Annotated in this window: 13 protein-coding genes; 8 read left to right on the top strand and 5 right to left on the bottom strand. The window is 59.0% G+C overall.

Annotated features, from left to right (window positions below):
• The 3 genes from ACZZ0A_RS18640 to ACZZ0A_RS18630 all read left to right on the top strand — a co-directional run bounded on the left by ACZZ0A_RS18640 (nucleotide 1) and on the right by ACZZ0A_RS18630 (nucleotide 3,702).
• Nucleotides 1–1,161: an ABC transporter ATP-binding protein gene (locus tag ACZZ0A_RS18640; RefSeq protein ID WP_463543565.1), complete on the top strand. Its 1,161-nt coding sequence runs from the start codon at nucleotides 1–3 to the stop codon at nucleotides 1,159–1,161.
• Nucleotides 1,162–1,384: 223 nt separating this feature from the next.
• Complete coding sequence (locus tag ACZZ0A_RS18635) at nucleotides 1,385–2,734, top strand: carbohydrate porin (protein ID WP_007917870.1); 1,350 nt, start codon at nucleotides 1,385–1,387, stop codon at nucleotides 2,732–2,734.
• Between the two features lie 113 nt (nucleotides 2,735–2,847).
• Nucleotides 2,848–3,702, top strand: a complete 855-nt coding sequence (locus tag ACZZ0A_RS18630; RefSeq protein WP_007917868.1) for a D-hexose-6-phosphate mutarotase — start codon at nucleotides 2,848–2,850, stop codon at nucleotides 3,700–3,702.
• A gap of 151 nt (nucleotides 3,703–3,853) precedes the next feature.
• Here ACZZ0A_RS18630 and ACZZ0A_RS18625 read toward each other — a convergent pair whose 3' ends face one another.
• Nucleotides 3,854–4,714 carry a MurR/RpiR family transcriptional regulator gene (locus ACZZ0A_RS18625; RefSeq protein WP_171057240.1) on the bottom strand — a complete coding sequence of 287 codons (861 nt, stop codon included), beginning with the start codon at nucleotides 4,712–4,714 and terminating at the stop codon, nucleotides 3,854–3,856.
• Between the two features lie 226 nt (nucleotides 4,715–4,940).
• On the opposite strand from ACZZ0A_RS18625, the gene zwf reads away from it, so the two are divergent.
• The 4 genes from zwf to ACZZ0A_RS18605 all read left to right on the top strand — a co-directional run bounded on the left by zwf (nucleotide 4,941) and on the right by ACZZ0A_RS18605 (nucleotide 8,648).
• Nucleotides 4,941–6,407 carry a glucose-6-phosphate dehydrogenase gene (gene zwf / locus ACZZ0A_RS18620; protein WP_007917863.1) on the top strand — a complete coding sequence of 489 codons (1,467 nt, stop codon included), beginning with the start codon at nucleotides 4,941–4,943 and terminating at the stop codon, nucleotides 6,405–6,407.
• Nucleotides 6,394–7,107: a 6-phosphogluconolactonase gene (pgl, locus tag ACZZ0A_RS18615; protein ID WP_007917859.1), complete on the top strand. Its 714-nt coding sequence runs from the start codon at nucleotides 6,394–6,396 to the stop codon at nucleotides 7,105–7,107. Before zwf ends, pgl begins: the two co-directional genes overlap by 14 nt.
• A gap of 17 nt (nucleotides 7,108–7,124) precedes the next feature.
• Nucleotides 7,125–7,790, top strand: coding sequence for a bifunctional 4-hydroxy-2-oxoglutarate aldolase/2-dehydro-3-deoxy-phosphogluconate aldolase (locus ACZZ0A_RS18610; RefSeq protein ID WP_016773539.1), 666 nt, complete (start codon nucleotides 7,125–7,127; stop codon nucleotides 7,788–7,790).
• Nucleotides 7,791–8,069: 279 nt separating this feature from the next.
• On the top strand, nucleotides 8,070–8,648 hold the full coding sequence (locus tag ACZZ0A_RS18605; RefSeq protein WP_095112261.1) for a peptidase associated/transthyretin-like domain-containing protein: 579 nt from the start codon (nucleotides 8,070–8,072) through the stop codon (nucleotides 8,646–8,648).
• Here the strand turns inward: ACZZ0A_RS18605 and ACZZ0A_RS18600 are convergent.
• Both ACZZ0A_RS18600 and ACZZ0A_RS18595 read right to left on the bottom strand, forming a co-directional pair.
• On the bottom strand, nucleotides 8,645–9,826 hold the full coding sequence (locus ACZZ0A_RS18600) for an aminotransferase class V-fold PLP-dependent enzyme (RefSeq protein ID WP_463543564.1): 1,182 nt from the start codon (nucleotides 9,824–9,826) through the stop codon (nucleotides 8,645–8,647). The genes ACZZ0A_RS18605 and ACZZ0A_RS18600 overlap by 4 nt on opposite strands.
• A gap of 29 nt (nucleotides 9,827–9,855) precedes the next feature.
• Nucleotides 9,856–10,092: a DUF3820 family protein gene (locus tag ACZZ0A_RS18595; RefSeq protein ID WP_003227425.1), complete on the bottom strand. Its 237-nt coding sequence runs from the start codon at nucleotides 10,090–10,092 to the stop codon at nucleotides 9,856–9,858.
• Nucleotides 10,093–10,297: 205 nt separating this feature from the next.
• Between ACZZ0A_RS18595 and ACZZ0A_RS18590 the strand changes: the two genes are divergently transcribed.
• Nucleotides 10,298–10,765 carry a ferritin-like domain-containing protein gene (locus tag ACZZ0A_RS18590; protein WP_007917852.1) on the top strand — a complete coding sequence of 156 codons (468 nt, stop codon included), beginning with the start codon at nucleotides 10,298–10,300 and terminating at the stop codon, nucleotides 10,763–10,765.
• A gap of 393 nt (nucleotides 10,766–11,158) precedes the next feature.
• Here ACZZ0A_RS18590 and ACZZ0A_RS18585 read toward each other — a convergent pair whose 3' ends face one another.
• A complete protein-coding gene (locus ACZZ0A_RS18585; RefSeq protein ID WP_003227420.1) occupies nucleotides 11,159–11,629 on the bottom strand; it encodes a MaoC family dehydratase in 471 nt (156 codons plus the stop codon).
• Nucleotides 11,630–11,671: 42 nt separating this feature from the next.
• Nucleotides 11,672–12,616 (bottom strand): alpha/beta hydrolase, encoded by a 945-nt coding sequence (locus ACZZ0A_RS18580; RefSeq protein ID WP_414893481.1) that lies wholly within the window; start codon nucleotides 12,614–12,616, stop codon nucleotides 11,672–11,674.
• Nucleotides 12,617–12,645 lie beyond the last annotated feature (29 nt).

The following is a 12,645-nucleotide window of genomic DNA, read 5'->3' as shown; positions in this document are numbered from 1 at the left end:
ATGGCAACGCTCGAACTTCGCAACGTCAACAAGACCTACGGTGCCGGCCTGCCGGACACCCTGAAGAACATTGAACTGTCGATCAAGGACGGTGAGTTCCTGATCCTCGTCGGCCCGTCGGGCTGCGGCAAATCGACCTTGATGAACTGCATCGCCGGTCTGGAAACCATCACCGGCGGCGCGATCATGATCGGTGATCAAGACGTCAGCGGCATGAGCCCGAAGGATCGCGACATCGCCATGGTGTTCCAGTCCTACGCGCTGTACCCGACCATGAGCGTGCGCGAGAACATTGAGTTCGGTCTGAAGATTCGCAAGATGCCGCAGTCGGCGATCGATGAAGAAGTCGCGCGCGTGGCCAAGCTGCTGCAGATCGAGCACCTGCTCAATCGCAAGCCGGGTCAGCTTTCCGGTGGTCAGCAGCAGCGTGTGGCGATGGGCCGTGCACTGGCACGTCGACCAAAGATTTATCTGTTCGACGAACCGCTGTCCAACCTCGACGCCAAGCTGCGCGTCGAGATGCGCACCGAAATGAAACTGATGCACCAGCGCCTGAAAACCACCACGGTCTACGTAACCCACGACCAGATCGAAGCGATGACCCTGGGCGACAAGGTTGCGGTGATGAAGGACGGCATCATTCAGCAGTTCGGCACGCCAAAAGAGATCTACAACGACCCGGCCAACCTGTTCGTCGCGAGTTTCATCGGTTCACCGCCGATGAACTTCATTCCGCTGCGTCTGCAACGCAAGGACGGTCGTCTGCTGGCGCTGCTCGACAGCGGTCAGGCGCGTTGCGAGCTGCCGATGAGCATGCAGGACGCCGGGCTCGAAGATCGCGAAGTGATCCTCGGCCTGCGCCCGGAGCAAATCGTGTTGGCGAACGGTGAGGGCAATGGCCTGCCAAGCATTCGTGCCGAAGTGCAGGTGACTGAGCCGACCGGCCCGGACACGCTGGTATTCGTCAACCTCAATGAAACCAAAGTCTGCTGCCGTCTGGCGCCGGACGTGGCACCGCAGGTGGGCGAGAACCTGACGCTGCAATTCGATCCGTCAAAAGTGTTGTTGTTCGATGCCACGACCGGTGAGCGCCTCGGCACTGCCGGCCAACCACAGACCGATGCGCGGTCTGCGAACGTGGCGCAATTCAAAGGCCGCTGAAGATCAATGCTGGAATGCGGTCATGTGGGAGCTGGCTTGCCAGCGATGAGGCCGGCACATCCAACATGGATGTCGCCTGAAGCACCGCCATCGCTGGCAAGCCAGCTCCCACAGGGATTGGATTCCAAAAGGAGCACGCGGTGGATTGCCTGTAATCCATCGCAATTTATGTAAACCGCGTTAGATAAAAACAGTTAATAACAATAAAGACGAGGATGTAGGGATGAAAAAGAAACACGTCAATGCCCGGTTGATCTGCCAAGTGTCGGCTGCGGCGGCCTTGGTGCTGGCCGGTAACGCCATGGCGGCGGATGCCTTCAGTTCCGATTCGAAATGGATGACCGGCGACTGGGGTGGCGAGCGTACCAAGCTGATCGAGCAGGGTATCGACATCAAGGCTGACTACGTTGGGGAAGTCGGTGGCAACCTGAACGGTGGCTACAACGACGACAAGACCGCGCGTTACGCTGACCAGTTCGGTCTGGGCGTGGCACTCGATCTGCAAAAGCTCTGGGGCTGGGATAACACCCAGGCGAAGATCCAGCTGACCAACCGTAACGGTTACAACATCTCCAACGACCGCGTTGGCGATCCGCGTGCCGGCACCTTGAGCTCCTCGCAAGAAGTTTACGGTCGTGGCCACATGGTGCGTCTGACCCAGTTGTGGATTCAGCACCAGTTCTTCGACAACAAACTCGACGTCAAGGCCGGTTACTTCGGTGAAGGCGAAGACTTCAACACCTTCCCGTGCGACTTCCAGAACCTCGCGTTCTGCGGTTCGCAAGTGGGTAACTGGGCAACCAACATCTGGTACAACTGGCCGGTCAGCCAGGCCGCGATCCGTGTGAAGTACAACATCAACGACGAGCTCTACGCGCAAATCGGTGCGTACAACCAGAACCCGTCGCAGCTGGAACACGGCAACGGCTTCAAACTCAGCGGCAGCGGCACCAAAGGTACTGTGTTGCCGGTTGAGTTGGTCTGGTCGCCGAAGGTCAACAGCCTGCCGGGCGAATACCGCGTCGGTTACTACAAGAGCACGGCCGATGCCGACGACGTTCGTGAAGACGTCAACGGTTTCGACGCCGCCACCACTGGCGACGCGTACAAAACCCACAGCAGCAAAAGCGGCTACTGGTTCGTGGCGCAACAGCAACTCACCAGCCACAACGGTGATGCTTCTCGCGGTCTGAATATCGCGGCCAACGCCACGTTCCACGACAAAGACACCAACTTCATCGACAACTACCAGTCGGTGATGTTCGTCTACAAAGGCCCGTTCGACGCGCGTCCGAAGGATGACGTCGGTATCGGCGCGGCGCGTATCCACGTCAACGATGACGTGAAGAAAAACGCCGAGCTGCTGAACGCTTCCAACGGTGTGTCGGACTACGACAATCCGGTGTTCTCGCCAATTCGCGAAACCGAATACAACTACGAGATCAACTACGGCTTCCACGTCACCAACTGGCTGACCGTACGTCCTAACCTGCAGTACATCACTCACCCGGGCGGTGTGGATGAAGTGGACAACGCATTGGTCGCTGGCCTGAAAATTCAGTCTACGTTCTAACGCGTCTGCGATAAGCTCCTCTCTATGTGCGCATATTTGCGGACAGCCCAGGCTGTCCGCTTTTTTTTGAGGGGCAGTAATCCCCGTGACAGTTGAATTCGGAACCGTGGCCAATGCATGAGCATCCGCTACAACGCTTCTTCAAATCCCTGCGTGAACAACCGGTGTTCGCTTGGGAGCGCTATCAGATGCGCGACGTCTTGGTGATCGATCACCCGCTGTGTCAGGCGGTGTTCAGTCGTCAGGGCGCGCAGTTGCTGCACTTTCAGCCGCGTGGGCAAAAGCCGTGGTTGTGGTGTGCGGCGAAGTGGCCGCACGTGGGTGCCATTCGCGGTGGTGTGCCGGTGTGCTGGCCGTGGTATGGCCGTCATCCGAGCGAAAACGCCTGGCCATCGCATGGCTGGGCGCGGTTGCTCGACTGGAAGTTGCTCGACAGCAGCAGCGCCGAAGACGGCGTGCGCCTGCATTGGCAATTGCAGCTGTGCGACTGGCAGGTTGATTTGCATGCACACCTGGGCGAACGCATGGAATTACGCCTGAGCACCGAGCATCAGGACGACATGCCGTGCCAGTTGAGCCAGGCTTTGCATGCTTACTGGCGTATTGGCGATGTCGGTGAGATAGCGCTGTCTGGGCTCGAAGGAGCGCAGGGTTATGACCAGTTGAATCGCCAGGTTTGCCAGCAGGAAGGTGAGTTGCGGGTGGATGGCGGCTGTCAGCGGGTGTTCCAGCACGACGGCGAATTGCAGTTGAAAGATCACGCCTGGCAGCGTGAGTTGTGCATCGATACCGGGGACAGCGCGGACACGGTGGTGTGGCATCCGGGAGCGCGGCCGTTGTTGGGCGTGACGTGGGATGAGATTTCCGAGTTCGTGTGCGTGGAAGCGGCGGCGGGCGGGACGGACAGTCTGCATCTGGCGCCGGGGGAGAAGGCGCATTTGAGTTTGCAGGCGTGGGCGGCGGCTTGATGATCGTTCCCACGCTCTGCGTGGGAATGCCTCAAGGGACGCTCCGCGTCCAGTGACGCGGAGCGTCACGGGCTGCATTCCCACGCAGAGCGTGGGAACGATCAACCCCTGTAGGAGCTGCCGAAGGCTGCAATCTTTTACGCGAAGCGTCCTAATTAAACTCGTCACCCACCGGATACCGGCTGGCATTCAAGCTCTCTTTGATCTTGCGCAGATGCGGCTGGAAATCCACGCCACGACGCAAGGTCATCCCGGTCGCCAACACATCCAGCACCGTCAACTGAATGATCCGCGACGTCATCGGCATATAAATGTCGGTGTCTTCCGGCAACGGAATATTCAGGCTCAAGGTACTCGCCTTGGCCAGCGGCGAATTCTCCGCCGTCAAACCCAACACCGAAGCGCCGTTCTCGCGAGCAATGCGCGCCACTTCGACCAGCTCACGGGTACGGCCGGTGTAGGAGATGATCACGAACAACTCACCGGTGTGCGCCACTGAGGCAATCATCCGTTGCATCAACACATCGGCGTGCGCGGTGACGGCGAGGTTGAAGCGGAAGAACTTGTGCTGCGCATCCAGCGCCACCGGCGCCGAAGCGCCGAGGCCGAAGAAGTGGATCTGTCGTGCTTGAATCAACAGGTCGACGGCGCGGCTGATCAGGTTCGGATCGAGCGCCTGGCAAGCACTGTCCAGCGACGCGATGGCGCTGCCGAAAATCTTCTGCGTGTACGCCTCGGGATTGTCGTCGGCCTCGACCGCGCGGCTGACATACGCCGCGCCGCTGGCCAGGCTCTGCGCCAGTTGCAGCTTGAGTTCGGGATAGCCGCTGACACCGAACGAACGGCAGAAACGGTTGACCGTCGGTTCGCTCACCGAGGCCGCCTGGGCGAGGGCGGCGATGCTGAAGCGGGTGGCCTGCTGCGGGTTGAGCAGGATCACCTCGGCGACTTTGCGTTCGGCCTTGTTCAGGTCTTCAAGGCGACTCTGGATCTGTTCCAGTAAATTTCGCACGCGGTCCATATGGAATTCCTAATTCACCTGCGCAAAGGTGCGCCGGGCTATGCAAATTGGGCCTTTGATATGGCCCGTAACGGTGGCCTATCCTACTGATGGCTCCGACCGACCACCACTCGGAATCTGTATTTTGCGAAAATGTTGTGGTTATTACTACATTTTCCCTTGAGTGATGCCTTGAAAAAAGGTATTTGTAGCTTAACTTGATAAAAGAACAAACATCATGCCTTCGATTACGGTTGAACCGTGCACCTTTGCCTTGTTCGGCGCGCTTGGCGATCTGGCCCTGCGCAAGCTGTTTCCTGCCCTTTATCACCTCGATGGCGCTGATCTGCTGCACGAGGACACGCGCATCATCGCGTTGGCCCGTGAAGAAGGTTCCGAGCAACAGCACATGGCGTTCATCGCCGCCGAACTGCGTCGTTATGTAGGCAAAGAGCTGGACGAGGCCGTCGCCGAGCGTTTTCTCGCACGCCTGACCTACCTGCACGTCGACTTCCTCAGATCTGAAGATTATGTGGCGCTGGCCGAACTGGCTGGCAGCACGCAACGCATGATTGCCTACTTCGCCACGCCGGCAGCGGTGTACGGCGCGATCTGCGAGAACCTGGCGAAAGTCGGTCTGGCAGAAAATACCCGTGTGGTGCTGGAAAAACCGATCGGCTCCGACCTCGAATCGTCGCGCAAGGTGAACGACGCGGTAGCGCAGTTCTTCCCGGAAAACCGCACCTACCGCATCGACCACTACCTGGGCAAAGAAACCGTTCAGAACCTGATCGCCCTGCGCTTCGCCAACAGCCTGTTCGAAACCCAGTGGAACCAGAATTACATCTCCCACGTGGAAATCACCGTGGCCGAGAAGGTTGGCATCGAAGGCCGCTGGGGCTACTTCGACAAGGCCGGCCAACTGCGCGACATGATCCAGAATCACCTGTTGCAGTTGCTCTGCCTGATCGCCATGGACCCGCCGGCTGACCTGTCCGCCGACAGTATCCGTGACGAGAAAGTCAAAGTGCTCAAGGCGCTCGCGCCGATCAGTCCGGAAGGCCTGACCACGCAGGTCGTGCGCGGCCAGTACATCGCCGGCCACAGCGAAGGCAAATCCGTACCGGGTTACCTCGAAGAACCGAATTCCAACACCCAGAGCGACACCGAAACCTTCGTCGCTCTGCGTGCCGACATCCGCAACTGGCGCTGGGCCGGCGTGCCGTTTTACCTGCGTACCGGCAAACGCATGCCGCAAAAGCTGTCGCAGATCGTCATCCACTTCAAGGAACCGTCGCACTACATTTTTGCGCCGGAACAACGCCTGCAGATCAGCAACAAACTGATCATCCGCCTGCAACCGGACGAAGGCATTTCCTTGCGCGTGATGACCAAAGAGCAGGGCCTGGACAAAGGCATGCAACTGCGCAGCGGGCCGCTGCAACTGAATTTCTCCGACACCTGGCGTAGCGCGCGGATCCCCGATGCCTACGAGCGATTGTTGCTGGAAGTGATGAACGGCAATCAGAACCTGTTTGTCCGTAAAGATGAAATTGAAGCCGCGTGGAAGTGGTGTGACCAGCTGATCGCCGGGTGGAAAAAATCCGGTGACGCGCCCAAGCCTTATGCGGCCGGGTCGTGGGGGCCGATGAGCTCCATTGCATTGATCACGCGGGACGGGAGGTCGTGGTATGGCGATATCTGATGTGCAACTGCCTGCGGGCGTGAACGCTCACGAATACAAGAGCCCGGTGCTGTTGGCCGAAGGTCTGGCGCTGAACGTCGCCAAGCAATTGAGCGAGGCCATTGCGGCACGCGGCAACGCGGTGCTGGTGGTGTCTGGCGGTCGTAGTCCGGTGGCGTTTTTCCAGCACCTGGCCAAGCAGGATCTGGACTGGTCGAAGGTCGTCGTGACCCTCGCCGACGAACGCTGGGTACCGGTTGAACACGCCGACAGCAATGCCGGTTTGCTCAAGCAATATTTGCTCAAAGGCCCGGCGGCCAAGGCGCAGTTCCTCAGCCTTTATAGCGCGGCGGCCAACGTCGAGCAGGCTGCTGAACAGGCTGATCGCTTGCTCGCCGAATTGCCGCCGATTGACGTGCTGGTGCTGGGCATGGGTGATGACGGTCACACCGCGTCGCTGTTCCCCGACAGCCCGAACCTCACCGAAGCCTTGCAGGCTGATGGCGCGCGTCGTTGCTGGCCAATGCTGGCGCCGAGCGTGCCGCGTCAGCGTCTGACCATGAGCCGAGCGCTGCTGGCCTCTGCGAAGCACAAGATTCTGTCGATTTCCGGTCAGTCGAAACTGACCACCCTGAATGCCGCACTGGCATCCGACGACGTCGCCACCATGCCGGTGCGCGCGTTTCTGCAACCTACGTTAGAGATTTACTGGTGCCCATGAGCCAAGGAACAGCCGCTATGACAACCCCATCCCCGACCGTTTCCATGGCGGACAAAGTTGCCCTGATCGACAGCCTCTGCGCCAAGGCGCGGATCCTGCCGGTGATCACCATCGCTCGTGAACAGGACGTGCTGCCACTGGCCGACGCTCTGGCTGCCGGTGGTCTGACCGCGCTGGAAGTGACCCTGCGTTCGCAGTTCGGCCTCAAGGCCATTCAGATCCTGCGCGAACAGCGCCCGGAACTGATGACCGGTGCCGGCACCGTACTGGATCGCAACATGCTGGCTGCTGCCGAAGCGGCCGGTTCGCAATTCATCGTCACCCCGGGCATCACCCGTGACCTGCTGGAAGCCAGCGTCGACAGCCCGATTCCGTTGTTGCCGGGCATCAGCAACGCCTCCGGCATCATGGAAGGTTATGGTCTGGGCTATCGCCGCTTCAAGTTGTTCCCGGCGGAAGTCAGCGGTGGCGTGGCGGCAATCAAGGCCCTCGGCGGCCCGTTCGGCGAAGTGAAATTCTGCCCGACTGGCGGCGTCGGCCCGGCCAACATCAAGAGCTACATGGCGCTGAAAAACGTCATGTGCGTCGGCGGTAGCTGGATGCTTGATCCGGAGTGGATCAAGAACGGCGACTGGGCGCGTATTCAGGAATGCACCGCTGAGGCGTTGGCGCTGCTGGACTGATTGTTACCAGACACTTCGTTGTGTGTTCTACGGCTTTACGGTGCGCTTGGTCGGTGCACCGTTTTTTTTGCCTGAAAATTGCTATGTAGAAGCTATGTAGGAGCTGTCGAGTGAAACGAGGCTGCGATCTTTTGACCTTGCTCTTGAGCGCCAACATCAAAAGATCGCAGCCTTCGGCAGCGCCTACATCGACACCGTTACGACGCGATACATAGTTACCGCACAACCGCGTTGGCGTGACGCTAATCTGCGTTCATCTTACGGAAGAGAGAACGCCTCATGGACGACCATCAATCAGCAGACTTGCCCCATCAGCCTCTTCGGCAACGGCACACTCATATCCCTGGCAGCTTCGATTGGCGCAAAACCGAAGGCAAGGTGCGCAACATCAGTGGCGGCATCGAAGGCCTGCCCCTGATTTTGCGTCTGGTCCTGGTCGACGCCATGACCGGTGAGCCAGTGGTTGGCGCCGAGGTCCGGATCGAACAGAACATCGGCGCCGACAGCCTGTGCGGCGCCCAGTCGACCGACAGCCAAGGCATCGTGCGGTTTACCAGTATTTACCCGGATCAGCACTCTGGCGGGGCCTCGTGCATCGCCATGACCGTGTGCATCGCCAGTGATGATCAACACCCGCAGTCACATCAGGAGGCCTGGGCAGGACGGCTGCATCTTCCCAGTGTATGTGGCTGTGAAGCGGTGGGCGATGACGCCTCGCGGCTGTCGTTGCGAGCGATTGGCGGGGAAGGTCTTGAGGACGGCTACTTCGGCAGCCTGACGATCGGCGTCGACACCTTTGCGGTGTCGTCGCAGATCGGCCTTGCAGGTTACGAGAAGTCCACAGGCGCGGTGTTTTAGCGCAGCTCGTTCAGCGCGCGGACCAGCAACTGCATGTCGCCAGCGGTGGTGGTCAGCCCCGGTGTAATGCGGATGCTCGGTCCGCTGGCGGCGCCGTTACGCACCACGGTGAACAGGTTGTAATCATTGAGCAGGCGCTCCGCCATCGCTTGTTGATCGTCGTGCCGGGTGAAACGCAGCGATGTGATGCCGCAATATAGCCTTGGATCGTCTGGCGTCATGACTTCGATGCCCGGCAAGTGCCTTACCGCGCTGACCCACAGATTGCGCAGATAATTGACGCGAGCGCCTTTGGCCGGCGCACCGCCGAGGGAGCGGTGCTCCTCGAACACCAGCGGCAAGGTCATCAGTGCTGGAATGTTCGGCGTGCTGTACGAGGTGCGCGCACGGATATCATTGGCCGGGTAATGCATTTCATCCATGTCCGGATCGATATCGGCCAAGCGTTGCGGCGCGATATAGAGGAAGCCGAGTGTGAGCGGTGCGCCGATCCATTTGTGCAGGTTGTATCCGGCGAACGCGATGCCGAGGGAGTCGAGGTCGAACTCGATCTGACCGAGTGCATGGGCGCCGTCGAGGATGACATCGACGCCATGCTCTTTGGCCAGCGCGGCGATGGCTTGTACCGGCATCACCAGACCGGTGCGGTGAGTGACGTGAGTAAGGGCCATCAGCTTGATCTTCGGGTGGCCGCTGAACGCTTCGCGGTAAGTCTCCACCAGGCTGTCGTAACTCGCTGGGTGCGCGTGGGCAATCTCGATCACATCGGCGCCACGATGTCTGGCCAGCCAGCGCATGGCGCCTTTGACCGTGTCGTATTCCAGATCACTGATCAGCACCTGATCGCCCGGTTGCAAACGGTTGTAGTTGCGGATCAGCGACTGCAGGCCTTCGGTGGCGTTACAGGTGAAGGCTACGCTCTGCGCGCGCACACCGATCAGCTCGGCCAGTTGCGCACGGATATCGAGGTTGTCGTGCTGCTCGAAACGCTGGCGCACGTACACCGAATTGCTGGTGTTGATCAGCTCGATATTGCGCTGGTATTCCTCGATTACTGTGCGCGACATGCGCCCGAAGTAACCGTTTTCCAGGTTCACGGGACCGGGTTGAACGTCGTAACGGTCGGCGAACGTTTGCCAGAAGGCTTCGTCACGGGCACGGCGGGTGTTATCGGGCATGGTCGGCTGACTCTAGAGAGGAGGGCGCTTCAATGGCGCGGGGCAGGTTTGCCGTGTTTGGCGCGCAGCGGTTCGAGCAAGTCCGAGAGGCCGTTATGGTCGATCTCCTGCATCAGCGCGAGCAGGCCGCCGAGTTCGCCGTGAGGGAAACCTTCACGGGCAAACCAGTTCAGGTACGGCCCCGGGAGGTCGGCAATGATTCGGCCCTTGTACTTGCCGAAGGGCATTTCGCGGGTGATCAGCAGTTCGAGTTTTTCGGGATTCATCAGGGATTTCGTCTGGCTTCAAATCAGCTTGGAAAATACAGGCATTCTGCATGCAGGCCAAATGACAGATCATGCAAATAACCGTGATACAGATAGTTCACTTATCTTTAACTCGTTGATAATTAAAGAAATTCTATAAAGAAAAAAGCTGGCACGCACACTGCAATATCCCTTGCATCTTCAACCAATCGCAAGGAATTGAAAAATGACCGACATGAATAAAGAAGCCATCTCTGTACTCAATGACCTGATTGAAACCTGCAAGGACGGTCAGGAAGGGTTCAAGACTTGCGCCGAAGACATCAAACATCCAGAACTGAAAACCCTGTTTGTCACCCGCTCTGCCGATTGCGCAACCGCTGCAGCAGAACTGCAGGCCGAAGTTCGCAAGCTGGGCGGCGATCCGGAAACTTCCACCAGCGTCAGCGGTGACCTGCACCGTCGTTGGGTCGACGTCAAAGCCATGTTCACCGGCAAGGACGAAGAAGCTGTGCTGAACGAAGCCGAGCGCGGTGAAGACCACGCACTGAAGGCCTACAAAGAAGCCCTCGAGAAAATCACCAAGCACAACCTGGTGGGTATTCGTGATCTGGTTGAACGCCAATACCACGGCGTACAACGCAACCACGACCAGGTGAAAGCCCTGCGTAACCAGGCTCGTGCTCGTTCGTAAGCGTTTGCCGGTTATAAAAAACGCCAGCTAGTCTGGCGTTTTTTTATGTCTGGGGGAAAGCCAAAGCAAGAGCCCCTCACCCTAGCCCTCTCCCGGAGGGAGAGGGGACTGATCCAGGTGTTCTGTCGAGGTACGCCGACCTGAAATATCCAGTCGAACTCAAGATCTGAAAACCACGGAGATCGGCTCCCTTTCCCCCTCGCCCCTTGGGGGAGAAGGGACTGATTGGGGTGAATGTGGGAGATACACCGACTTGAACGATCTGAGGTGAACTCAGGTTTTGAAAAGCATCGAGATCGGCTCCCTTTCCCCCTCGCCCCCCTGGGGGCGGTCCGACGTTTCGGGAGGGCTGGGGTGAGGGGGAAAAGCGCTCACTGACACACCACCAATCAATCAGCCAATACTAATCGCCGGCAGCGTTGGCAGTGTTACGGTCTGCTGCTTACGCGGCGCCAGAATCTCAGCCTCACCATCCACCACCAGCTCATCACGCTGGTTGAATACACGAGTGGCAATGCGCACACGAAACTTTGGCAGCTTCTCGAGAATTTCCAGGCGCACGGTCAGCGTGTCACCGATCTTCACCGGCTTCTGAAAGCTCATCTGTTGACCGATATAAATAGTCCCCGGCCCAGGCAGCTCGCAGGCAACGGCGGCACTGATCAGCGCGCCACTGAACATACCGTGAGCGATACGCTCCTTGAACATGCTCGCGGCGGCAAATTCGGCGTCAAGGTGCACCGGGTTGTGGTCGCCGGACATGGCGGCGAACAGTTGAATGTCGCGTTCTTCGACGGTCTTGCTGTAGCTGGCGGTCTGGCCGACTTCGAGGGCTTCGTAAGGGATGTTGGTAACCTGGGTCATTGGTCTCGATTCCTGTGACGGATTCAGTGAATCCACAAAAAATTATTCGCTGCGCTGAGGGCGCGGATGGCTCAGGGCCTGATCGATCCAGGCCAGCACATCAGCGATCACTTCGTCGCGATTGGTTTCGTTGAACAATTCGTGCCGCGCCTGCGGGTAGATCTTCAGTTGCAGGTGCTGGCTGCCGGCCGTGCGCAAGGCATTGGCCAGATCTGTCAGACGCTTGCCTTCACTCACCGGATCACATTCGCCGCCGATTACCAGCAGCGGCAGGCCCGGATCGATCTGCGCGAGATTGGACGCTTTGCTGATCTGCTGCAAGCCGCCGAGCAGGTCGATCCACAGTTGATTGGTGCAGCGAAAGCCACACAGCGGGTCGTTGGCGTACAAGTCGACCTCCGCCGGATCGCGGCTGAGCCAGTCGAAGCGTGTGCGCACCGGTTTGAATTGGTTATTGAACGAGCCGAACGACAGCCATTCGATCAGCGCACTGCGGCCCTTGCCACCCTGACGGAGTTTTTCCAGGCGGGCGATCTGCCGCGCAGCGCGGTACAGCGCAACGGGCTGAAAGTTGGAACCACTGAGAATCGCTCCGTGCAGACTGGCGCTGTGATGCAGCAAATAACCTTGGGCGATGTAACTGCCCATGCTGTGGCCCAGCAGGATGATCGGCACGCCGGGGTGCTGCTGGCCGATGTGCTGATTGAGGCTGGCCAGATCGCCGAGCACTTTGCACCAGCCATCGTCATCGGCGAAGTGGCCGAGGGTACCGTGATTGGCGGTTTTGCCATGTCCGCGTAAATCCGGCGCATATACGCCATATCCTTTGTCGCAAAACGTGTCGGCCAGTCGTGCGTAGCGGCCGCTGTGTTCCGCCATGCCATGGGCCAGCAGGATCACCGCTTTCAACGGCGCCGCCGGCAGCCATTGATTGACGAACAGGCGGCTGCGGTCACTCGCGTCCAGCCATAGGGTGTCGTGGATCATGGCGATTCCTTTGCTCAGAGTCGGATCAT

The organism is Pseudomonas sp. AC242, from assembly GCF_979258655.1.
This window is presented reverse-complemented; position numbering and strand designations above follow the sequence as displayed.